This is a genomic window from Mesorhizobium sp. M0904 (genome assembly GCF_040319475.1).
Taxonomy (GTDB): domain Bacteria; phylum Pseudomonadota; class Alphaproteobacteria; order Rhizobiales; family Rhizobiaceae; genus Mesorhizobium.
Genome location: NZ_JAMYOC010000020.1, coordinates 77,514 through 101,005, shown reverse-complemented (window position 1 = coordinate 101,005; position 23,492 = coordinate 77,514). Strand labels below are relative to the sequence as shown.

Genomic DNA, 23,492 nt, shown 5'->3' with positions numbered 1-23,492 from the left:
CTATACCTGCGCCGTGCGCATCGCCTCGACGCGGATGTCTTCCGTCAGCCGCGCCTTCAGCGCCGAAAATTCCGGGCTGGTCTTCAGCGTGTAGTGGCGCGGATGCGGCAGGTCGACGGCAACGTCCGACTTGATGCGGCCGGGCCGCGCCGTCATCACCACCACGCGCGACGCCATGAAGATCGCCTCTTCGATGTCGTGGGTGACGAACAGCACCGTTTTTTGCCGGCGCTCCCATATGCCGAGAAGCAGCTCCTGCATCAGCCCTCGGGTCTGGTTGTCGAGTGCGCCGAACGGCTCGTCGAGCAGCAGGATCTCCGGATCGTTGGCCAGTGCCCTGGCAATCGCGGTGCGCTGCTGCATGCCGCCGGAAAGCTGCTTCGGCCAATGGTTTTCAAAACCTCTCAGCCCGACGAGATCGACGTAAGAAGCGACGATTTCGCTGCGCTCGTGCTCGGCCATTCCACGTTCGCGCAGGCCGAAGCCGATGTTCTCGGCGACCGTCAGCCACGGAAACAGCGTATAGGACTGGAAAACCATGCCGCGGTCTGGACCGGGCCGGTCCACCACCCTGCCGTCGAGCATAACACGTCCCCCACTCGGCGCTTCGAGGCCGGCGACGATCCTGAGCAGCGTCGACTTTCCACAGCCGGATGGCCCCAGGATGGTGATGAAGTCGTTGGCGGCGACCGCCAGATCGATCGGCATCAGCGCCTTGACCGGCTGCCCACCGCCGACACCAGTGAAGGTGCGCGAGACGCCTTCGATGACCAGCTTGCTCACGCCAGGCTCCATGGAAACAGCCAACGGTTGAGCGACTTGAAGGCGAAATCGGACAACAGCCCGATCAGGCCGATGACAATGATGCCGAAGATGATCTGCCCTGTCGCCAGCCGCGACTGGCTGTTGATGATCATGTAGCCGATGCCCGACGACGAGCCGATCAGCTCGGCGACGATGACATAGGTCCAGGCCCAACCGAGCACCAGGCGCAGGGTTTCGGCGATCTCGGGCGCATTGGCCGGCATGATCACGCGCCGCACGATGCCGTTGTCGGACGAGCCAAGCGTGTAGGCCGCCTCGACCAGGTCGCGCCGTGTGCCGCCGACCTTGACCGCGATGATCAGGATGATCTGGAACACCGAGCCGACGAAGATCACCAGTAGTTTTTCGAGCTCGCCAACGCCCGCCCACAGAATGAGCAGCGGGATGAAGGCCGATGCCGGCAGATAGCGGGCGAAGGAGACGAACGGCTCCAGGAACGCCTCCACGGGCTTCCAGGCACCCATCACGATGCCAAGCGGCACGGCAACGATGGCCGCCATCAGGAACCCGCCGAAGACGCGCCAGATGGTGATAAGGATGTCGAGCCAGAAGCGGTCCTCGACCAGCAGCCGCCAACCGTCTCTCACCATCGACAGCGGATCGGCAAGGAAAATGCGATTGACGTGGCCGCCAAGCGTGATCCACGCCCAGAACGCCACGAACAGCACGAAGAACGAAATGCCGAGCACGGTTCGAATGCCCGGCGAGACCGGATGCAAGGGGCGCGGCATCTTCGACCGTCCTCTGATCGGAATGAAAAAGCGGCGGCGCACGCGCCGCCGCCGGGCGACAATCCTGCCGGTTAGTCGGCGACGGCGCTGGTGTCGGCCAATGTCGATACGTCGGGCGCTTCCTTGATCAAGCCCATCTGCAGCAGAAGCTCGCCGGCGGTCTTGGAAAAGTCCTGGAATTCCTTGGTGAAGAACTGCTTGTTTTCAGCCTTGTCGGCCCATTTCAGGTATTTTGCCGACTCTTCGAATTCCTTGGCCGACTGCTTCACGTCGGCGCCCATCGTCTCGTAGGATTTCGCCGGGTCGCTCTTTATCAGGTCAAGTGCCTCGAAATAGCTGTCGGCAAGCGCCTTGGCCGCATCCGGATTGGCCTTGAGGAACTCCGGCGTGCAGCCGACCGTGTCGAGCACCATCGGATAATCGAGAGTGGTCACAAGGATATGGCCCTGGTCGGACTTTTCGCGCACCGCCGAGATGAACGGCTCATAGGTGACCGCCGCATCGTTCTGTCCGGCGAGAAACGCCTGCGCCGCCGCGTCCGGCTCCAGGTTGACGTCCGTCACGTCCTTGGTCGACATGCCGTTCTTGTTGAGCACCCAGGCCAGCATGAAATAGGGCGACGTGCCCGGCGCCGAGGACGCGACCGACTTACCCTTGAGATCGGCGACGGTCTTGATGTCGTTGCGGGCGACGATGCCGTCGGCGCCGTAGGACTTGTCGAGCTGGAATATCTGCTTGGTCGTCACGCCGTTAGCGTTCCAGACCAGCCAGGTCTCGACCGTAGTGGCGGCGCATTGCAGGTCGTCGCTGGCGATGGCGAGGGGCCGACTGGCTTGCGGCACCTTCTTCAAGGTGACGTCGAGGCCGTGCTTTTCGAAGATGCCGGCCTGCTTGGCGAGCGTCAGCGGCGCAAAGCCGGTCCATCCACTGATGCCGATGCTGACCGATGTAGCGGCGGTGGCCGGCGCGGACAATCCGACGGCAAGCGTCAAGCTTGCTGCAAGAATTCCGATCCTGTTCATGTCGGTTCCCCTTTTTTGTTCGGATGGAGAATTGTCTCACAGACGCGCACAGGCTTGTCAATGAAGCAGATGCTGCACTGCGGCATGTCACCACCGGCAGCAAACTTCGCCATTAACGGGTGTTGTACATCCAGCTGCGGTCGCGCCACATTTTTTCGCCGACCAGGCAGTCGGTGACGGGGATGTCCTGTGCCAGCACCAATGGCGGATGCGCCGCCTCTTCCGCCGCTCGCTGCGGCCAGGCCGGACCGGCAAGCTCCAGCACCAGCTTGCGGCGGATGGCCTCCGGAAACTGCGTCCAGTCATTGACCGGAATCATGAAGGAGCCCGGCCCGCCGATGACGCAGTCGCTGTAGTAGCGGTCGAGATTGTTGACATCGTAGGCGCTGGTGAACCCGCCCCTGGTCATCAGCGGCAGGCCGTTGACGGTGATGCCCTGCTTGATCACGGCGTCGCGGGTGATATCGACAGGTGCGCCCTGGTTGTTGGGGCCGTCACCCGAAATGTCGATCACCCGCTTGACGCCCTGGAAGCCGCTTTCGGCAAAGAGATCGCTGGCGAATTCCAGCGCGCCGGAGATCGAGGTGCGCCTGGCACTGGCCGGCGGATGAGCGGAAAGCTGCGCTGCCAGCCGCTCGGCGTCGGCACGATTGGCGATCACCGTCCACGGCACGACGACCTGCTGCCAGGTCGCGCCAGCCCATTCGACATAGGTGACGGCAATCTTGCCATGAGCGCCTTCGCCGATTGCCTGCAGGACATCGTCATGCGTCAGCGCCGCCGCATAGCCATGACGCTGGATTTCGAGCTCGTCCGGCGACATGGACAAGGATACGTCGACTGCCAGCACCAGTTCGACATCGACCGGCTCGGCGGCGCGGGAGATTGCCGCCGGCCATAGCACCGACGCCAGCGCGGCGGCACCCGAGACGAAATGTCTTGCACGGGCAAAACCAGACATGCCGCACGTTAAGCGAAAATCGCCGATCGACAAAGAGAAAGCCCGGTGGAGAGCCGGGCTCATTCGGTCACATTTTTGCGACCGTCCCGATGCTTAGCTGCGCGGATTGAGGTTCTCCGGGTCGTAGAGCGGCCTGTAGCCGACGGCGGCCACTTCGACCGGGTATTTCTCGCCGAAATATTCGACGTTCAGCTTGCGGCCCTCCTGGCAATACGCCCAGGGAAGGTAGGCGAGCGCGATGTTCTTGCCGAGGGTCGGACCGTAGGCCACCGAGGTCGTGAAGGAGCGGCGGCCGAGCTCGTCGACGAGCGTCTCACCGGTTTGCGGGTCCATCACCGGCATCGTGCCGACCGGATAGCGGGGAACGCCGTTGGAATCGGTATTGTCCGTCATGATAAGCGTGCAAAGCATGGCCGGCTGGTGCACCCGGGCGCGATATTCCAGATGCTTTGCCTTGCCGCAGAAATCGGGCTCCTTGACCTTCGGTCGGGCAAGGTCGGCTTCCAGCAGATTATATTCGGTCAACAGATCCGCGTTTTGCAGACGCAGGCTCTTCTCCATACGGCGGCTGTTGGCATAGGTCTCGACGCCAAAGGCCATCACGCCGGTCGACCGCAGCGCGTCCCAGACAGCGAGGCCGTCCTCGTAGCGCATGTGCAGTTCCCACCCTTGCTCGCCGACATAGGAGATGCGGAAGGCGGTCACGTCCTTGCCGGCGATCCTGACGGGCTTGATCGCGGCAAAGGGAAAATTCTCCGGCGTCAGCCCGTCGGGGTTTTCCACGCACTTGCTCAATGTCGCCCGCGCGTTCGGACCCCAGATGCCGATGGTCACGTACTTCTCGGTCACGTCGGTGACGGTAACGTCGAAGCCTTTGTCTTCTGCCGTCCGGCGCATGTACTGGAAGTCGCGCGGCCCGGCATCGGCGCCGTCGATGACGCGGCAGCGGTCGGCCATGCGGATGACGGTCAGGTCGGCGCGCACCATGCCTGCCTCGTCGAGGAAATGGGTATAGATGCCCTTGCCGATATTGCCGTCGCCGCCGATCTTCGCCGCGCACAGCCATTCCATCAGCGCGACATTGTCCGGGCCTTCGACGTCGTACATGGCGAAATGCGACAGGTTGACGATGCCGCAATCCTCGCTCATGGCGAGATGCTCGGCGTTCGAGACGCGCCAGAAGTGGCGGTTATCCCATTCGTTTTGGCGCACCGGCACCCGGTTGCCGTATTTCTCGAGCAGATGCTCGTTGGCGGCGTAGCCATGGGCGCGCTCCCAGCCGCCGAGCTCCATGAAATAGCCGCCGAGTTCCTTCTCGCGCTCCCAGAACGGCGAGCGGCGGACATTGCGAGCCTTGGAGAAGGGCTCGCGCGGATGGACCGCCGGATTGTAGACCTTCATCGCCGTTTCAGTGCAGCGGTCCCAGATGAACTGCTCTTTCGTCTGGTGCGGATAGAAGCGCGAATAGTCGATGGCGTGATGGTCGATCGCCGTGCGGCCGTCTGTCATCCAGTCGGCGACGAGCTTGCCCATGCCGGGACCGTCCTTGACCCAGATCGCCACGGCATACCAGAGGCCCCTCACCTTCTGGCTTTCGCCCATCGAAGGACCGCCGTCCGCCGTCACCTGCAGCAGCCCGTTGAAGGAATGGCTCTCATTGTAGCCCAGCTCGCCCAGGATCGGCGTCAGTTCCATGGCCCGCTCGAGCGGCGCCAGGATCTGCTCCATGTCGAGATCGCGCTGCGAGGGCGAAAGCCGTGCCTCGTTTTTCTCGAGAATATCGCGCGGATGGCAAAGGCGCGGATTGGTCTCTTCGTAATAACCCCATTCGATCTGCCCGCCTTCGGCGGTCTTGGGATCGCCGGTATCGCGCATATAGGCCGAATTACCCTGGTCGCGCAGCAGCGGCCAGCCGATCTCCTTGCCGGTGCCGGCGAACTCGGTGTACGGCCCGAAGAAGGTGAGCGGGTGGTCGATCGGCATGACCGGCAGGTCCTCGCCCGCCATTTCCGCGATCAGCCGCCCCCAGATGCCCGTGCAGACCACGACGTAGTCGGCCTGGATGGTGCCGCGGTCGGTCACCACGCCCTTGATGCGGCCGTTGTCGATGACGAGCGACCTGGCCGAGGTGTTGGCAAACGCCTTGAGTTTGCCCGAGGCTTCCGCCTGGTCGACCAGCTTGCCGGCGACTGTCTGCGAACGCGGGATGACGAGGCCGGCATCGGGATCCCACAGGCCGCCCTGTACCATCTGTTCTTCGATCAGCGGGAATTTTTCCTTGATTTCGGCGGGATCGATCAGGCGGGCGCGTGTGCCGAAGGCCTTCGCCGAGGCGATCTTGCGCTTGATTTCCGCCATGCGGGCGTCGTCTCCGACGCGTGCGACCTCGAGGCCGCCGATGCGGGCGTAATGACCCATCTTTTCGTAGAAATCGATGGAATAGAGCGTCGTCCAGCACGACAGGAAATCATGGCTGGTCGTGTAGCAGAAGTCGGAGGCGTGCGCCGTCGAGCCGATATCCGTCGGGATGCCCGATTTGTCGATGCCGACAATATCGTCCCATCCGCGCTCGATCAGGTGATGGGCGACCGATGCGCCGACGATGCCGCCCAGCCCTACGATGACGACCTTCGCCTTTTCCGGAAACCCTGCCATTGCCCGCGACTCCAAGATGCTATTGCGAGCAGACTATAGGTCGGCGCGGCGGCGCGCTTGCAGCCTGTTTGCGACATCGCCAAAAAAGCCCGCGCCACCAGCTCGTCGAATGCAGTTGGTCCTACGCCTTCGCCCTGCTCGGTACGAAAGCGCTGCTAGAGCCCGTTCTGCGCAGCTTCGAAGAAAATTGAATACCTTCATCGCCGATTACTGGAAGTAAATAAAAGGCCGGGCGTTTGCCCGGCCTTCAAAAATCATGGCGTCGACTTTACTTGATGCGCGCGACGCCGCCCGAGATCTCGACGGTTTCCGAACCCGTCAGCGCCTCGAGGTCGCCATTCGGCAAGGTAACAAAACAGCCGCTCGGGCAAAATTCCACGGTTTCGCCGGCGGCCAGCGCCAGCTCGGTCTTGCCGCCGCCTTCCGTCACGATCAGCGTGCGGGTCTCGGCGTCCTTGTTGACCGCGCTGGCGGCATGGGCCGAACCGCCCACGGCCAGAAAAGCGATGGCGGCGACGAGAGACTTCCACATTTTGCAGTATCGGTGTTGCCACCGCCTCTGTTGCATTTCGCAAGGCATTCTCGCCGTTTGCAGGTGAGCTTATATGCAATGCAAGCTGAACAGCAACTGAATGCCGCATTCATGCCGCAATTGATTTCCGAAGACTTGAAGGCACGCTGCTAGTCAGGATCTGGCTTTCGTACCTTGCGTCCCGACTTGGCGAGACGTTTCGCCTCGACCGCCGCTAGAGCTTTTGCTTGTTCCCGTTCGGCGAATTCGACTTCGATCTTGTCGTCGTCGATCGGCCACGCCTCGTGCTTTTTGGTCTCGACGACGGCGCGCGGTGTCGACGGAATTTCGATATGCTGGTCGGCGAACACATCGAAGATGGCAAAGCGGATGTCGTTCTGGACGATATTGCCACTAAGAACGTCTGCCAGGAACACGCGGATCTCGAATTCGAGCGCGGCCGGGCCGAAATTGGAAAACAACACAAAGGGTTCCGGGTTCTTCAGCACCAGCGGATGGCTGCGTGCGATCTCCAACAGGACGCCATGCACGTGCTTGACGTCGCTGCCATAGGCAACGCCGACCTTGATGTCGATGCGGCCGAGCTTGTTGCGGTGCGTCCAGTTGCCGACCGCATTGTTGATCAGGTTTGAATTGGGCAGGATCACCGATTGCCGTTGAAACGTTTCGATCTCGGTGGCGCGCACGCTGATCTTCTTGACCGTGCCGCTGATGTCGCCGGCGACGATCCAGTCGCCGACCTTGAACGGCCGCTCGGCCAGCAGGATCAGGCCCGACACGAAATTCGAGACGACATTTTGCAGGCCGAAACCGATGCCGAGGGACAGGGCGCCGGCGACCAGCGCAAGATTGGAGAGGTCAATACCAGCCGCCGAGATGCCGACCAGTGCCGCGACCGCGACGCCGGCATAACCGACCGCCAGCCGGATCGAATTGCGCACGCCGGTGTCGACCCGGCCGCGCGCCATCACCGAGCCGTCGAGCCAGCCCTGGAACCAGCGCGTGAGGAAATAGCCGATAATGAAGACGACGACGCCGGTGAGAATGCCGGTGACCGAGATCGTCACCGAACCGATGGTGAGGCCGGTCGCCAGCTTGTAGGCCCAGGCCTGGATGTCGCCGGGCTGGAAACCCCACATCAACAGGATCAGCGGCAGGAACACCAGCACAATCATGATGTTGATGGCGGCGCTGACGACAAGCCCGAGCTGGTCGAGGGCGGTCTCTTCGTAGCTTGAATTGGCCGCTAGCCAGCGCCCGATCGAAGTTTTGGCGAACCCGCCTTCCTCGCCGATCGCCCGCGCCGACAGGAAACCGATATAGGCGGTGACCAGGATCGTGCCGGTGACTACGACCTGCAGCGAGACGAAAATTGCAAGGCCGATATAGCCAAGCAGTGCCGATGCGATGGTGAAAAGGCCTAGCGCGATGGCGGTGTAGCGCAGCCACGCCGGCCATGGGCGCCAGCTTCCGTCGGGAGCCTTGAACGGCTTCAGCAAGCCCATCAGGATCAGGATGATGCCGACGATGATGGTGGCGATGAAGCTTCTGGCGATGGTCAGCGACAGTGGCGAGCCCATCTTGTCGTTCACGACCGACAGGAAATAGTTGATGCCGATGGCGACGGCCATAGCGGTCGTCAGCCGCACCAGCCAGCGCGCCGGGCCGGTTTCGACCGGGATCAGACGCCAGTTCGGCAGTCGGGGCTCGAGCGCTGCGTTGGTCAGGCGGTTGACGCAGAACACCACCGCGACAACGGCAACCAGCGAATTCAGGAAGATGCCGATGTCACCGCGTAAAACGTTGTAATAATTGAAGAAGAAGATCGTCGAGACAAGGAAGGCGCCGACCGCCAGCGTCGGCAGCAATGTCGACCAGAACGCCACCGACAGCCGGCTGAGATAGGAGGGGTCCTCGACGGAGGGATCCGCTTCGAAGACGCGGCCGAACAGGCGTCGGCCGCCGATAAAAAGCACTGCAGCGAATGCGAGCGCCATCAAAGTCGCGGCAAGAATGGCCTGGAACTTGAACTTGAAGGCGAAGCTCAGCCAGGACGAGACCGCCTTATAGAAGCCGGAAAACTCAGCGTTGGCGTCGGAAAAGACTTCGGGGCTGAGCGCATCGGACAGCACGTAGCGCTTGGTAAGCACATTGCGAAACAGCTCGCTGCGCATGTTGCCGATCTTCTCGATCAGCCCACTGATGCGGATCGACAGGTTCTGCGCGCTGGCAATAACGGCGTTGATCTCGGCTTTTTCGGAAGCCAAGGCCTGGCGTTCACCGGTTACGATGTCTGGCTCGGCCGGCTGGCCCGCGGCCGGCGGAGGTCCCAGCACCTCAATCCGATCGTTGATATCGCCGAGACGCGAGCGGAACGCTAGCGCGCTGGTGAGCGCCGCCCGCGACAGATCCTCCAATTGCAGACGGATTTCCACCAGGGTGGCATCGTCTTGGCCGTCCTGCTGTATCTTCTTCTCGAGACCGTCGGTTTTGGCGGTCAGACTCTGGATGACCTTCTGCTGGTCTGCGATCAACCCGGCGGCGCCCTGCCCGAGTGCCTGCGCCATTGCAACGAACGACGGCGGCGCCGAGACGACAAGCGCAAGAATCAAGACCAGGCGGAGTAAACGAAAGAACATGTTTTTTCTGGTGACTCGCGGGCGGCATCGGCAGTTTTGAAGCACGTCCTTGATAAAGAGGCTCATATCACGGGGCAAGTCACCCCAGGCGTCTCGTTTTTCGAAGTCGGCCAATCGAACTCGGCCAATCGGAGTCGGTCAATCGAAGTCGGGGAGTCGAAAAGCGATGGCGCAATCTTGGCTTTGCGTTGGCCACCTGCTCTATAGTCTGCCGCCAAGCCTGAAATGGATGACAATAAGAATGGCGGAATATTCGGCCTTTTCGCTTCTCAAAAACGCGCTGACCGGAAACAAGGATTGGAGGCCGGCCTGGCGCAAGCCCGACCCGAAGGCGTCCTACGACGTGATCGTCATCGGCGGCGGCGGCCATGGCCTGTCGACCGCTTACTACCTAGCCAAGGAGCACGGCATCACCAATGTCGCGGTGCTGGAGAAGGGCTGGCTCGGCTCCGGCAATGTCGGCCGCAACACCACGGCGGTCCGTTCCAATTATCTCCTGCCGGCCAACACGCGCTTTTACGAGCATTCGATGAAGCTGTGGGAGAACCTGGCCCACGACCTGAACTATAACGTCATGTTCTCGCAGCGCGGCTGCCTGAACCTCGCCCACACACCCGCCCAGCTCGACGACTATGCCCGGCGCGGCAACGCCATGCGCCATCTCGGCGTCGACGCCGAACTAATGACTACGGCGGAGATCGCCCGCCTGGTACCGGCACTGGACGTCTCGGCCACCGCGCGCTTCCCGATTGTCGGCGGCCTGATGCAGCGGCGCGCCGGCACCGCCCGCCACGATGCCGTCGCCTGGGGCTATGCGCGCGGTGCAGATCGCCGCGGCGTCGACATCATCGAAAACTGCGAGGTCACCGGCTTCCTGCGCGACGGCGACCGTATCACCGGCGTCACGACGACGCGCGGCGAAATCCGCGCCAAGAAGGTAGCCGTCGCAGTGGCCGGCAGCACCGGGCAAGTCATGCGGCTCGCCGGGATCGAGACGATGCCGATCGAGAGCCACGTGCTGCAGGCCTTCGTCACGGAATCGCTAAAGCCGTTCATCGATACGGTCCTGACCTTCGGCATGGGCCATTTTTATATGTCGCAATCGGATAAGGGCGGCCTTGTCTATGGCGGCGATCTCGACGGCTACAACAGCTACGCCCAACGCGGCAGCCTGCCGATCGTCGATGAGGTGATGAGCGAGATGCTGGCGCTGTTCCCTGGGCTGGCCCGTGTCCGCATGCTGCGCTCATGGGGCGGCGTCTGCGACATGTCTATGGACGGTTCGCCAATCATCACCACCGGTCCGCTGCCGGGCATGTATCTCAACTGCGGCTGGTGCTATGGCGGCTTCAAGGCGACGCCGGCTTCCGGCTGGTGCTTTGCCTGGACCATTGCCAAGGACGAGCCGCACGATCTCAACGCGGCCTTCACGCTCGACCGCTTCTATCGTGGCCTGGTGATCGACGACAAGGGCCAGGGCGCCACGCCCCGGCTGCATTAGGCCATGATCCCGAACCTCAGGTCCGCGTCAGCGAAAAGTGGAAACCGGTTTTCGGACAAGATCATGGTCAAACGAGAAGTTTAAGAGATCCATGCTCATCACCTGCCCCTATTGCGGCCCGCGCGACGTGATCGAATTCACCTATCAGGGCGACGGCAATCGCCAGCGCCCACAGCCGGCCTCGCAGAATCTCGACGCCTGGAACGCTTATGTCTACGACCGGCTGAACCCGGCCGGTGACCACAATGAGATCTGGCAGCATTCCGGCGGCTGCCGCGCCCATCTCAGGGTCGTGCGCAACACGCTGACGCACGAGATCTCCAGCACCGCGTTCGCGCGCGGCGATCACAATTCGGTTGCGCGGCACCGGGCCGAGGACAAGCCATGAGCCCGCGCCGTACCGAGGCCGGCGGCCTCATAGACCGGCTGCGGACCATTCGTTTCACCTTCGACGGCGCGCCCTATACCGGCCACGCCGGCGACACGCTGGCTTCGGCGCTGCTGGCCAACGGCGTCACCCTGTTCGGGCGTTCGTTCAAATATCACCGTCCCCGCGGCGTGCTGACCGCCGGCGTCGAGGAGCCTAACGCGCTGGTCACCGTGTTGAGGGGCGAGGTTCGCGAGCCGAACATTCCCGCCACCATGGTCGAGATCTATGACGGGCTGACTGCAATCAGCCAGAACCGTTTCCCCTCACTTGCCTGGGACGTCAGTGCCGTGAACCAGCTCGGCGGCAAGCTTTTGTCGGCCGGCTTCTACTACAAGACCTTCATGGGACCGGTGATCGGTCCGCTGAAGGGCACGCGCTTCTGGATGTTCTGTGAGCATTTCATCCGCCGTGCCGCCGGCCTGGGCAAGGCAGGCACGGCTCCCGATACGGCGCGCTACGAACGCATGAATGCGTTTTGCGATGTGTTGGTAGTCGGCTCCGGCCCGGCCGGGCTGATGGCCGCCAGGGCTGCTTCCGATCAGGGTGCACGCGTCATCCTGGCCGAGCTCGAGCCGCATTTCGGCGGCTCGGCCAATTGGTCGGGCGAGACGATCGATGGCATGCCGGCCGCCGACTGGGCGGGGCGCGCCGCTGGCCAGCTCGAAGGCCGTGACAATGTCCGCCTGCTGCCGCGCACCACGGTCTGGGGCTATTATGACGGCAACACGCTTGCTGCGCTCGAACGCGTCACCGACCACAAGGAAACGCCGGGCAAGGGCGAACCCCGCCATCGCTACTGGACAATCCGCGCCAAGTCGGTGGTGCTGGCCACCGGCTCCCTGGAGCGTCCGCTGGTCTTTCCGGGCAATGATCGACCAGGCGTGATGCTGGCGCATGCGGCCGAACGTTTTGCCAATGAATATGGCGTGCTGCCCGGCGACAGGATCGGGCTGTTCACCAACAATGACAGCGCCTATCGCGCGGCCCTGGCGCTGAAGAAGGCCGGCGCCGTGGTCGTCGCCATCGTCGACGTACGCCCTGAGCTTTCGAGCGAGATGCGCAAGCTGGCCGGCGAAACCGAGGCCGAGATCTTTTCTGGCCACGCGGTGATCGCCACCGAGGGCGGCAAGGCGCTGTCCGGCTTCAAGGTGCAGCGCTTCGATATGGCGAGGGGCGCGCTTTCCGGCGATGCGCGCAGCATCCACGCCGATTGCCTGCTGATGTCGGGCGGCTGGTCGCCGACCATCCATCTGGCCAGCCAGGCCGGCGCCAAGGCGGAATGGAACGAAACGTTGCAAGCGTTCCTGCCGCCGAAACCTACAACACGGCAATGGATCGGCGCCGGCGCCTTCACCGGCAGTTTCTCCACCGCCGAGGCGATCGCCGAAGGCCGCGCCGCCGGTTTTTCCGCGACGGGCGGAACCGGCACGCCGGCGGCCTTGCCGGTTGTCGAAGCCGCTCTCGGCGATCCCGATCCGGCGCCGGTGTTCGAGATCAGGGCCAGTGGAAAGAGCTTCGTCGATTTCCAGCATGATGTGACGGCCGACGACGTGCGGCTGGCGCATCGGGAAGGCTTCGTCTCGGTCGAGCATCTGAAGCGCTACACCACGCTCGGCATGGCGACCGACCAGGGCAAGAGTTCCAACATACCAGGCCTGGCCATAATGGCCGAGGCGCTGGGCAAGCCGATCCCGCAGGTCGGCACGACGCGCTTTCGCCCGCCCTTTGCGGCGGTATCGATCGGCTCGCTTGCCGCCGAACGCTTCGGCGATCTGAAGCCCGAGCGGCTGACGCCGATGCATGACTGGCACGTCGCCAACGGCGCCACCATGTATTCGGCCGGCCTCTGGTACCGGCCGATGATCTACGGCCATCCCGGCGAGACGATCGAGCAGGCCTATGTGCGCGAAGCGAGAGCCACGCGCGAGAGCGCCGGCATCGTCGACGTCTCGACACTGGGCAAGATCGCCGTGCAAGGCCCTGACGCTGCGGAATTCCTTGACCGCGTCTACACCAACATATTTTCGACGCTGGCCGTGGGCAAGGCGCGCTACGGGCTGATGCTGCGCGAGGACGGTCTCGCCTTCGACGACGGCACAACATGGCGGCTCGGCGAGCAGGATTTCCTGATGACCACCACGACCGCCAATGCCGGCAAGGTGATGCAGCATCTGGAGTATTTCCTCGACGTGATCTGGCCGGAGCTGAAGGTCCACGTCACCTCCGTGACCGATCAATGGGCCGGTGCCGCCATCGGCGGGCCGAAGGCAAGGCAGATATTGGCTGCTTGCGTCAGCGGCACCGCCGTCGACAATGCCGCCCTGCCCTTCATGGGCATCGTCCACGGCGAAATCGCCGGCGTGCCGGTGATGATCTGCCGGCTGTCCTTCTCCGGCGAAATGGCCTTCGAGGTCTATTCCGGCGCCGGTTACGGCACCCATGTCTGGGAGGCGCTCATCGAAGCCGGCAAGCCGTTCGGGCTGGTGACCTACGGGCTGGAGGCGCTGGGCACCATGCGCATCGAGAAAGGCCACGTCACCGGTGCCGAGATCGACGGCCGTACCACGGCACGCGACCTGCATCTCGACTGGATGCTGTCGAAGAAGAAGCCGTTCATCGGCTCGGCGATGATGGATCGCGAGGGGCTGATCGCACCCGACCGCCTGGAACTCGTCGGTATTGTTTCGCTCGACAACCAGCCGCTCAATGGGGGCGCACACATCGTCGAGGAGCTTGACGAAGCCAATCCCCACGGCTCGCTTGGCCACATCACCGCCTGCTGCTATTCGCCGGCGCTCGGCAAATATATCGCGCTTGCCCTGGTCAAGGGCGGCAAGGCGCGGCGCGGCTCGCGTGCCTACGTTTCCGACCCGTTGCGCAACCGGTTCGGGCCGGTCGAGATCGTCTCCAACCATTTCTTCGATCCGGACGGGAGCCGCATGCATGGTTGAACGCCAGTCGCCGCTTGAGCCGGTGCTGCATCCGGGCTCGCATGGCAATTTCGAGCACGGCGTCGAAATCATCCTCTCCGAAACCAGGCCGGGGTCGATTCTGCAGCTCGCCGCCTGGCCCGGCGAGGAGAAGACGTTGATGGCCGGCATCCATACGGTCACCGGCCTGACTTTGCCCGACGGCGCCGGCGGCGGTGTGACGAACGGCGCCAGGTCGGTGTTCGGCTTTGCGCCGGGAAAATTTACGGTTGTCGATGAAGCCGAGGGATTGGCGACGGCCTTTGCCGATGTCGTCACTCCGGCCATCGGTACGGTCACCGACCTTTCGCACGGCCGCACCGCGATCCGTATCGCCGGGCCGAAGGCCGAGTGGGTGCTGGCGAAATTCTTCGCCATCGACTTCGCGCTGCCGGCCTTCCCGATCGGCGCCGGCCGCTCGACCATGCATCACGACGTCTTCGCGCAGATCCAGCGCACCGCGGCCGATCAGTTCGACATCTACGTGTTCCGCTCGTTCGCACGCTCGTTCTGGAAGGCACTCTGCCACGCCAGCGAGGAAGTCGGCTACGACGTGCAATAACTCAGGCGGCGCGTCGCCACGTTAGCTGGCGAACGTCACCCACTCTTCCAGCGGCGCGCGGTCGGTGCGGAATGCGTTTTCGGGCTTGGACGTGTCCTCATGGCCGAGCGCCATGCCGCAAACGACGATCTCCTCGTCGGGAATGTTGAGCACCGGCCTGATCTGCCGGTGATAGGGCGCGAAGGCAGCTTGCGGACAGGTGTGCAGGCCCCTGCCCCGCGCCGCGACCATGATGTTTTGCAGGAACATGCCGTAGTCGATCCACGACCCCTTGTTCAGCCGCCGGTCGACGGTGAAGATCATGCCGACCGGCGCATCGAAGAAGATGAAGTTGCGGTCGTGCTGCGCGCGCATCCTGTCGACCTCGCGCCGGCCGATGCCGAGCACGCCGTAGAGACCGAAGCCGTTGGCCCGCCGCCGCGTCAGATAGGGTTCGAAGAACTGGTCGGGATAGTAGCGATATTCGTCCCACTCCGCCTTTTCGGCGCGGATGCCCGAGCTGAGGATGGCATCGGTGATGCGCTGCTTGACCTCCCCCTTGGTCACATAGACCTTCCAGGGCTGCATGTTGGTGCCTGAGGGCGCGCGCGCGGCAACGGCGAGAATATCGCGGATGGTGTCGTCGTCGATCATATCGGGCAAGAAGGCGCGTACCGATCGGCGCGAGGTGATCGCCTCATCGACGATCGCCGCCGCAATCCGGGAGTTGTTTTCCAGCATGGCCGTCCCTTTGCGTATGATCCCGAACCCGATTCTCCGGAAGGATCATGCGCCGACTAGAAGTGATGGAGCATCCTTGCGCGTCTTTTTGAACGCCCGATAAGCCTATCCGCCTCGACCGGACGCCCCACTCGCCGCGTGCGCCGAGCCTTTGCCCGAACCGTCAAAATGGCGCAAGTAAATCTTGTGGGCGCATGAAAATCCTCTTGATTTTTTCACAAACGTGCCTTCACATGAAATTTGCTGGGAATTTTTCACCGAAACAGGGACAGCTTTGCCCTCAACCGCGGCCAGATCGGAACAAGACAGCAGCGAACGGCTGCTGGCCGGCGACATCCGCGCGTTGCGCAAGGCGCGCGGACTGACGCTTGCCGAGACCGGCCTCAAGCTCGGCCGCTCCGTCGGCTGGGTCAGCCAGGTCGAGCGCGGCCTGTCGATCCCGTCGCTCGGCGACCTCAGAGCCTTCGCGGAATTGTTCGGCGTGCCGGTCAGCCTGTTCTTCAGCCATGACGTGCCTGTCGAGACCGAGCGCGGCGTGGTCGTGCGCGCCGGCAGCCGACGCGTGCTTGGCACAAGCGATTCTGGCCTGGTGGAGGAGCTGCTGTCGCCCGATCTCGGCGGTAGCTTCGAGATGCTGCGTTCGGCCTTCGCCCCGGGTGCCGAGCTGAAGACCGAGGCGCGCCGGCCGACCGAGGAAGCCGGCTACGTCGCTTCCGGCAGCTTCGACATCGAAATTGCTGGCGTCTGGCACCGGCTTGGCGAAGGCGACTCCTTCCGCTTTGACGGCAAGCCATTCCGCTGGCGCAATCCTGGAGCCGAGCCGGCTGTCGTCATCTGGGTGGTTTCGCCGCCTGTCTATTGAACGAATGCATGTCGCCCAAAAGTGCGTGGCGGTTTTGGGACAACGACATGCATCAAAACAAATAGTCGGAGAAGAACATGGCCGGTTTGCCGACCACGGCACGCGTTGTGATCATCGGAGGCGGTGTCGTCGGCGCCTCCTCGCTCTATCATCTCGCCAAAGCGGGCTGGATCGACTGCGTGCTTCTGGAGAAGAACGAGCTGACTTCCGGCTCGACCTGGCATGCCGCCGGCAACGTGCCGACTTTCTCCTCGTCATGGTCGCTGATGAACATGCAGCGATATTCGACCGAACTCTATCGCCGGCTGGCCGACGAGGTCGGCTATCCCATGAACTACCACGTCACCGGCTCGCTCAGGCTAGCCCATAGCGCGGAGCGCATGCAGGAATTCCAGCGCGCCAAGGGCATGGGCCGCTACCAGGGCATGGACATCGATGTCGTCGGGCTCGACGAGATCAAGCGTCGTTACCCCTTCATCGAGACGCATGAGCTGAAAGGCGCGCTCTACGATCCGAATGACGGCGATATCGACCCGGCGCAATTGACCCAGGCGCTGGCTAAAGGTGCCCGCGACATGGGCGCGAAGATCATCCGTTTCTGCCCGGTCACCGGCGTGCGCCGAGAAAACGACGAGTGGGTGGTCGAGACGGCGCAAGGCGAGATCCGCTCCGAGATCGTCGTCAACGCCGCCGGATACCGAGCCGCCGAGATCGGCAGGATGTTCGGCCGCGAGGTGCCGATGATGGTGATGAGCCATCAATATATCCTGTTCGAGGAAATCCCCGAACTGGCGGCGTGGTCGAAGGAACAGGGCAAGAAGCTGCCGCTGCTGCGCGACGTCGATACGTCCTATTATCTGCGCCAGGAAAAGAACGGCATGAATCTCGGCCCTTATGAGCGCAATTGCCGCGCCCACTGGGTCGGCCACAACGACCCGATGCCCGACGACTTTTCGTTCCAGCTGTTTCCCGACGATCTCGATCGGCTGGAACATTACCTGGCCGATGCTGTCGCCCGCGTGCCGATCCTCGGCACCGCCGGCCTATCCAAGGTCATCAACGGGCCGATCCCCTACGCGCCGGACGGCAACCCGCTGATCGGGCCGATGCCCGGCGTGCCCAACGCCTTCGAGGCCTGCGTCTTCACCTTCGGCATCGCCCAGGGCGGCGGCGCCGGCAAGGTGCTGGCCGAATGGGTGACCGACAGCCAGACCGAATGGGATATGTGGTCCTGCGATCCGCGCCGTTTCACCGCCTTCGCCTCGGCTCCGGATTATTGCATTGCCAAGGGCATGGAAATCTACGGCAACGAATATGCCATCCAGTTCCCGCGCCATGCCTGGCCCGCCGGGCGCGACCGCAAGCTGTCGCCGCTCCACGGCCGCATCAAGGCACTCGGCGCCCAGTTCGATGCCTATAATGGCTGGGAACGCGCCACCTGGTATGCGCAGCCCGGTGACGACGTCTCCGAAGAAGCCACGCTGACTTTCCGCCGCGACGGGCCGTGGCAGCATCGTGTGCGCCAAGAATGCCTCGCCGTCCGCGATGCCGCCGGCATTCTGGACCTGCCGGGCTTTTCCCGTTTCAATCTCGATGGTCCAGGTGCCGCCGAATGGCTGAGCCTCCAGGTCACGGGCCTGGTGCCGAAACCCGGCCGCATCGGCCTCGTCTATTTTGCCGACGACAAGGGCCGCATCGTCACCGAAATGTCGGTGGTCCGCCACGACGAGAACCTGATGACGCTGATCACCGCCGCGGTGGCGCAGTGGCATGATTTCGAATGGCTGAAGTCGCGCATCCCGAAGGACGCCGCATTCAAGCTGACCGACCGGACGGAGGAATACTCTACCCAGATCCTCGCCGGCCCCAACTCGCGAAAAATCCTGGCCGAACTCTGCGCGGCCGACCTCACCCTGCCCTGGCTGACGCATCAGGAGACCAGTATCGCCGGACGTTGGGCAAAGCTAGTGCGCGTGTCCTTCGCGGGCGAGCTCGGCTGGGAAATCCACAGCAAGATCGATGATACCGCAGCGATCTTCGACACCGTCTGGGCAGCTGGCCAGAAGCAGGGCCTGAAACCGTTCGGCATGTACGCGCTGGATTCGCTCCGGCTCGAAAAAGGTTACCGCACCTGGAAGGGCGACCTGTCGACCGACTATTCGATCCTGCAGGGCGGCCTGGAGCGCTTCGTCAGATGGGACAAGCCCGACTTCCGCGGCAAGGCGGCGCTGCAGAACGAGAAGCAGCAGGGCGTCAAGAAGCGCTTCGTCACGCTTGTCGTCGAAAACCCCGGCGACTGCGATGCGCCTTATATGTCGACGCTGTGGCATGACGGCCGGATCGTCGGCGAGACGACGTCCGGCGGCTGGGGTCATCGTATCGACAAGTCGATCGCGCTCGGCATGCTGCGCGCCGACCTGACCGAGCCGGGAACGGCGGTCGAGGTCGAGATCTTCGGCGAACGTTTTCGGGCGGTCGTGCAGGAGGATGAGCCGTTATGGGATCCAAAGAACGAGAGGCTCAGAGCATGAAGAAAGTGATCCTCACCGATGGCGGCATGGGCCAAGAGCTGGTCCGCCGCAGCAGCTCCGAGCCGACGCCGCTGTGGTCGGCCAGGGTGCTCATCGACGAACCGGATCTGGTGCGCGACCTGCATGCCGAATTTATCCGCGCCGGCGCCCGCGTCATAACCATCAACACTTATTCCGCAACGCCGGAGCGGCTGGCGCGCGAAGGCGCGGAAGAGCTGTTCAAGCCGCTGCAGAAGCGCGGCATCGAACTGGCAAGGCAAGCGCGCGACCAAGCCGGCGACGCGGCGATCGCCGGCTGCCTGTCGCCGCTGTTCGGCAGCTATGCGCCAGCGCTGACGATATCCTTCCAGGATACGCTCGACGTCTATCGCCGTATCGTTGCCGAGCAGGCGGACGGCGTCGATCTGTTTCTGTGCGAAACCATGGCGTCGGCCGAAGAGGCGCGCGCCGCCGTCACCGCGGCATCGGAAAGCGGCAAGCCTGTATGGGTGTCGTGGACGCTCGCCGACCACGGCGCACCGCGCCTGCACAGCGGCGAAGCCATTGCGGCGGCGGCAAGCGCTCTCGACGGCCTGCCCGTCACGGCCCGGCTGATCAATTGCTGCCGGCCCGAGGCGATCGCTGCAGCGCTCCCCGAACTGATCGCCCTCGGCGGGCCGGTCGGCGCCTATGCCAACGGCTTCACCTCGGTCGAGGCACTCAAGCATGGCGGCACCGTGGAAGTGCTGCACGCCCGCCACGACCTCGATCCGGATGCCTATGCCGGCCAGGCGATCGGCTGGGTCGAGGCTGGCGCCGGCATCGTCGGCGGCTGCTGCGAAGTCGGACCTGCCCACATCGCCGCGCTGCGCGACCGGCTCGAACAAGCCGGCTACGAAATGTCGGGAGTAGCATAATGCCCAGACCATCATCGCGCATTTCCGGCATCGTGCCTTCGGGCAAGGATGGCTGGGAGGTTCATTCCGCTGCCTGGGCGCGCAAGCAGGCTGGCGAGGACATCATCATGCTGTCGGTCGGCGACCATGATTTCGACACGCCGGGCGAGACGATCGAAGCCTGTGTGACGGCCGTCCGCGCCAGCAATCACCACTACACGCCGCTGGCCGGCGTTCCTCGCCTGCGCAAGGCGATGGCGGCGGCGTCGACGCGGTGCACCGGGGTTGCGACCAGCCCCGACCAGGTCATCGCCACGCCGGGCGGGCAGGCCGCGCTTTACGCGGCCATTCAAGCGGTTCTCGACCAGGGCGACCATGCCATCGTCGTTGCGCCCTATTACGCCACCTATCCGAATACCTTCAGTGCGGCGGGCGCCGAGTTCAGCGTCGTCGAGACCCCCGCCGAAGACAGCTTTCAGCCGCGCGCCGCCGACATCCGCGCCGCCCTTCGGCCGAACACCCGCGCCATCCTGATCAACACGCCGAACAATCCCACGGGCGCCGTCTATTCGCGCGAGCGCCTGGAAGAGCTGGCGCAGATCTGCCGCGAGCATGACCTCTGGCTGCTGTCGGACGAGGTCTACTGGACGCTGGGCGGCGGCGAGCACGTCTCACCACGCTCGCTGCCTGGCATGGCGGAACGCACGCTGGTCATCAATTCGATGTCCAAGAGCCACGGCATGACCGGCTGGCGCATGGGCTGGCTGACCGGGCCCGAGGAGATGATCTCGCTGCTGACCGACCTCAATCTGGTGATGACCTACGGCCTGCCGGCCTTCATCAGCCTCGCCGGCGCCGAGGCGCTCGAAAACGGCTACGGCGTCGAGGAGATCGCCGAGCGCTATGCCGCGAGGCGCGCCGTCGTTCTCGATGCCATGCGCGGTATGAACAACGTCACCGTGCGCGGCTCCGAAGGCGGCATGTATGTGATGCTCGACATATCGGCGATCGAGCCGGACGACGAAAAATTCACCTGGGCTTTCCTCGACCAGGAGAAGGTCGGCGTCATGCCCGGTTCGAGCTTCGGCGCGGCCGCAGCAGGCCACATCCGCTTCAGCCTCTGCCAGCCTGAGCCGGTGCTGATGGAGGCTGCCACACGCCTGCGCCGCTTCGCATCCAGCTATCGCCGTGAGGCCGCATGAGCGCCCCGCCCACCAAAACCATTCCGACCAAGGCCATTCCTCCCAAAGCAAGGGCGGTCATCATCGGCGGCGGCGTCTCCGGTTGCTCGGTCGCCTATCATCTGGCCAAACTCGGCTGGACCGATATCGTGCTGCTCGAGCGCAAGCAGCTGACGTCAGGCACGACATGGCACGCTGCCGGCCTGATCGGCCAATTGCGCGGCTCGCAGAACATGACGCGGCTGGCGAAATATTCGGCCGACCTCTACGTCAAGCTCGAGGCCGAGACCGATGTCGGCACCGGCATGCGCCAGGTCGGCTCGATCACGGTGGCGCTGACCGAGGAGCGCAAGCACGAGATCTATCGGCAGGCGTCTCTCGCCCGCGCCTTCGATGTCGACGTGCGCGAGATTTCGCCAGGTGAAGTCAAGCAGATGTACCCGCATCTCAATGTATCCGATGTGGTCGGCGCCGTGCATCTGCCGCTCGACGGCCAGTGCGACCCCGCCAACATCGCCATGGCCTTGGCCAAGGGCGCGCGCCAGCGTGGTGCGACGATCGTCGAGAATGTGAAGGTCACCAAGGTCCGTACCAGGGCCGGCCGCGTCACCGGGGTGTCCTGGGCGCAGGGCGACGAGCAAGGCACGATCGATACCGACATCGTCGTCAACTGCGCCGGCATGTGGGCACGCGAGCTTGGCGCCCAGAACGGCGTCACCATCCCGCTGCACGCCTGCGAGCATTTCTATCTCGTCACCGAGCCGATTGCCGGGCTTTCCCGCCTGCCGGTGCTGCGCGTCCCGGACGAGTGCGCCTACTACAAGGAAGATGCCGGCAAGATGATGCTCGGCGCTTTCGAACCCGTAGCCAAGCCGTGGGGCATGAACGGCATAAGCGAGGATTTCTGCTTCGACCAGTTGCCCGCGGACATGGATCACTTCGAGCCGATCCTCGAAATGGGCGTCAACCGCATGCCGATGCTGGCCACCGCCGGCATCCACACCTTCTTCAACGGCCCCGAAAGCTTCACGCCCGACGATCGCTACTATCTCGGCGAGGCGCCGGAGCTTTCCGGCTACTGGATGGCGACCGGCTACAATTCGATCGGCATCGTCTCCTCCGGTGGCGCCGGCATGGCGCTGGCGCAATGGATCAATGACGGCGAGGCGCCTTTCGATCTCTGGGAGGTCGACATCCGCCGCGCCCAGCCGTTCCAGAAGAACCGCCGGTATCTCAAGGAGCGCGTCTCCGAAACGCTCGGCCTGCTCTACGCCGATCATTTCCCCTACCGGCAGATGGCGACTTCGCGGAACATAAGGCGCTCGCCGCTGCATGAGCATCTGAAGGCGCGCGGTGCGGTGTTCGGCGAGGTCGCCGGCTGGGAGCGCGCCAACTGGTTCGCTAGGCCCGGCCAGGAGCGCGAATACCGCTATTCCTGGAAACGGCAGAACTGGTTCGACAACCAGCGTGAGGAGCATCTGGCGGTCAGGAACGGCGTCGGCCTGTTCGACATGACCTCGTTCGGCAAGATCCGCGTCGAAGGCCGCGACGCCTGCGCCTTCCTGCAAAGGCTCTGCGCCAACGACATGGATGTGGCGCCGGGCAAGATCGTCTATACCCAGATGCTCAACCAGCGCGGTGGCATCGAGAGCGACCTCACCGTCTCGCGGCTGTCTGAAACAGCCTTCTTCCTCGTCGTGCCCGGTGCGACGCTGCAGCGCGATTTGGCCTGGCTGCGAAAACACCTTGCCGACGAGTTCGTCGTCATCACCGATGTGACCGCTGCCGAAGCCGTGCTCTGCCTGATGGGCCCGGATGCGAGAAAGCTGATTCAAAGGGTGAGCCCCGACGATTTCTCAAACGAAAACAACCCGTTCGGGACGTTTCAGGAGATCGAAATCGGCATGGGGCTGGCCCGCGCCCACCGCGTCACCTATGTCGGCGAGCTCGGCTGGGAGCTTTATGTCTCGACCGATCAGGCCGCCCACGTCTTCGAGGCGATAGAAGAAGCCGGCACTGACGCCGGCCTGAAGCTATGCGGCCTGCACACACTGGATTCCTGCCGCATCGAAAAGGCCTTCAGGCATTTCGGCCACGACATCACCGACGAAGACAATGTGCTGGAGGCCGGCCTCGGCTTTGCCGTGAAGACGGCCAAGGGAGACTTCCTCGGCCGCGATGCGGTGCTGAAGAAGAAAGAAACCGGCCTGTCGCGCCGGCTGGTGCAGTTTCGCCTGAACGACACCGAGCCGCTGCTCTTCCATAACGAGGCGATCCTGCGCGACGGCAAGATTGTCGGCCCGATTACCTCGGGCAATTACGGCCATCATCTCGGCGGCGCTATCGGGCTTGGTTACGTGCCTTGCAAGGGCGAGAGCGAGGCGGATGTCCTGTCGTCGTCCTACGAGATCGAGATCGCCGGCGAGCGCTTTGCGGCGGAGGCGTCGCTTAAGCCGATGTACGATCCGAAGGCGGAACGGGTGCGGATGTAGCGCA

17 protein-coding genes are annotated in these 23,492 nt (G+C 63.6%); 9 read left to right on the top strand and 8 right to left on the bottom strand.

Going from position 1 to position 23,492, the window contains the following annotated elements; all coding sequences use genetic code 11:
• From NKH80_RS21295 to NKH80_RS21265, 7 genes are all read right to left on the bottom strand, one after another.
• Positions 1-783, bottom strand: coding sequence for an ABC transporter ATP-binding protein (locus NKH80_RS21295; protein WP_352993302.1), 783 nt, complete (start codon positions 781-783; stop codon positions 1-3).
• Positions 780-1,556, bottom strand: a complete 777-nt coding sequence (locus NKH80_RS21290) for an ABC transporter permease (protein WP_352646927.1) — start codon at positions 1,554-1,556, stop codon at positions 780-782. The genes NKH80_RS21295 and NKH80_RS21290 overlap by 4 nt, the downstream gene beginning before the upstream one ends.
• Positions 1,557-1,627: 71 nt before the next feature.
• Positions 1,628-2,578: an ABC transporter substrate-binding protein gene (locus NKH80_RS21285; RefSeq protein ID WP_352993300.1), complete on the bottom strand. Its 951-nt coding sequence runs from the start codon at positions 2,576-2,578 to the stop codon at positions 1,628-1,630.
• A 112-nt stretch (positions 2,579-2,690) separates the two neighbouring features.
• On the bottom strand, positions 2,691-3,539 hold the full coding sequence (locus NKH80_RS21280) for a DUF1194 domain-containing protein (RefSeq protein ID WP_352993298.1): 849 nt from the start codon (positions 3,537-3,539) through the stop codon (positions 2,691-2,693).
• Between the two features lie 93 nt (positions 3,540-3,632).
• Positions 3,633-6,194 carry a GcvT family protein gene (locus NKH80_RS21275; RefSeq protein ID WP_352993296.1) on the bottom strand — a complete coding sequence of 854 codons (2,562 nt, stop codon included), beginning with the start codon at positions 6,192-6,194 and terminating at the stop codon, positions 3,633-3,635.
• Between the two features lie 268 nt (positions 6,195-6,462).
• Positions 6,463-6,726 (bottom strand): hypothetical protein, encoded by a 264-nt coding sequence (locus tag NKH80_RS21270; protein WP_254818157.1) that lies wholly within the window; start codon positions 6,724-6,726, stop codon positions 6,463-6,465.
• A gap of 149 nt (positions 6,727-6,875) precedes the next feature.
• Positions 6,876-9,365 (bottom strand): mechanosensitive ion channel family protein, encoded by a 2,490-nt coding sequence (locus NKH80_RS21265; RefSeq protein WP_352738695.1) that lies wholly within the window; start codon positions 9,363-9,365, stop codon positions 6,876-6,878.
• Positions 9,366-9,606: 241 nt separating this feature from the next.
• Here NKH80_RS21265 and NKH80_RS21260 point away from each other — a divergent pair, with 241 nt between their 5' ends.
• The 4 genes from NKH80_RS21260 (at position 9,607) to NKH80_RS21245 (ending at position 14,827) form a co-directional block, all read left to right on the top strand.
• The gene (locus tag NKH80_RS21260; protein WP_352646938.1) at positions 9,607-10,866 is read left to right on the top strand and encodes a sarcosine oxidase subunit beta; all 1,260 of its coding nucleotides are present in this window, start codon (positions 9,607-9,609) and stop codon (positions 10,864-10,866) included.
• 91 nt (positions 10,867-10,957) lie between these two features.
• On the top strand, positions 10,958-11,254 hold the full coding sequence (locus NKH80_RS21255) for a sarcosine oxidase subunit delta (protein WP_023676536.1): 297 nt from the start codon (positions 10,958-10,960) through the stop codon (positions 11,252-11,254).
• Positions 11,251-14,247, top strand: a complete 2,997-nt coding sequence (locus NKH80_RS21250) for a sarcosine oxidase subunit alpha (protein WP_352993293.1) — start codon at positions 11,251-11,253, stop codon at positions 14,245-14,247. The genes NKH80_RS21255 and NKH80_RS21250 overlap by 4 nt, the downstream gene beginning before the upstream one ends.
• Positions 14,240-14,827, top strand: a complete 588-nt coding sequence (locus NKH80_RS21245) for a sarcosine oxidase subunit gamma (RefSeq protein ID WP_352993291.1) — start codon at positions 14,240-14,242, stop codon at positions 14,825-14,827. Before NKH80_RS21250 ends, NKH80_RS21245 begins: the two co-directional genes overlap by 8 nt.
• 21 nt (positions 14,828-14,848) lie before the next feature.
• On the opposite strand, the gene NKH80_RS21240 is transcribed toward NKH80_RS21245, so the two are convergent.
• Positions 14,849-15,547, bottom strand: a complete 699-nt coding sequence (locus NKH80_RS21240) for a nitroreductase (RefSeq protein ID WP_352993289.1) — start codon at positions 15,545-15,547, stop codon at positions 14,849-14,851.
• Positions 15,548-15,821: 274 nt separating this feature from the next.
• Here NKH80_RS21240 and NKH80_RS21235 point away from each other — a divergent pair, with 274 nt between their 5' ends.
• The 5 genes from NKH80_RS21235 (at position 15,822) to NKH80_RS21215 (ending at position 23,488) form a co-directional block, all read left to right on the top strand.
• A complete protein-coding gene (locus tag NKH80_RS21235; protein WP_352805201.1) occupies positions 15,822-16,409 on the top strand; it encodes a helix-turn-helix domain-containing protein in 588 nt (195 codons plus the stop codon).
• 77 nt (positions 16,410-16,486) lie between these two features.
• Entirely contained in the window at positions 16,487-18,940 is a 2,454-nt protein-coding gene (locus NKH80_RS21230; RefSeq protein ID WP_352993287.1) for a GcvT family protein, read from the top strand.
• A complete protein-coding gene (locus tag NKH80_RS21225; protein WP_352993285.1) occupies positions 18,937-19,836 on the top strand; it encodes a homocysteine S-methyltransferase family protein in 900 nt (299 codons plus the stop codon). The genes NKH80_RS21230 and NKH80_RS21225 overlap by 4 nt, the downstream gene beginning before the upstream one ends.
• On the top strand, positions 19,836-21,017 hold the full coding sequence (locus NKH80_RS21220; protein WP_352993282.1) for a pyridoxal phosphate-dependent aminotransferase: 1,182 nt from the start codon (positions 19,836-19,838) through the stop codon (positions 21,015-21,017). Before NKH80_RS21225 ends, NKH80_RS21220 begins: the two co-directional genes overlap by 1 nt.
• Entirely contained in the window at positions 21,014-23,488 is a 2,475-nt protein-coding gene (locus NKH80_RS21215; protein WP_352993280.1) for a GcvT family protein, read from the top strand. Before NKH80_RS21220 ends, NKH80_RS21215 begins: the two co-directional genes overlap by 4 nt.
• Positions 23,489-23,492 lie beyond the last annotated feature (4 nt).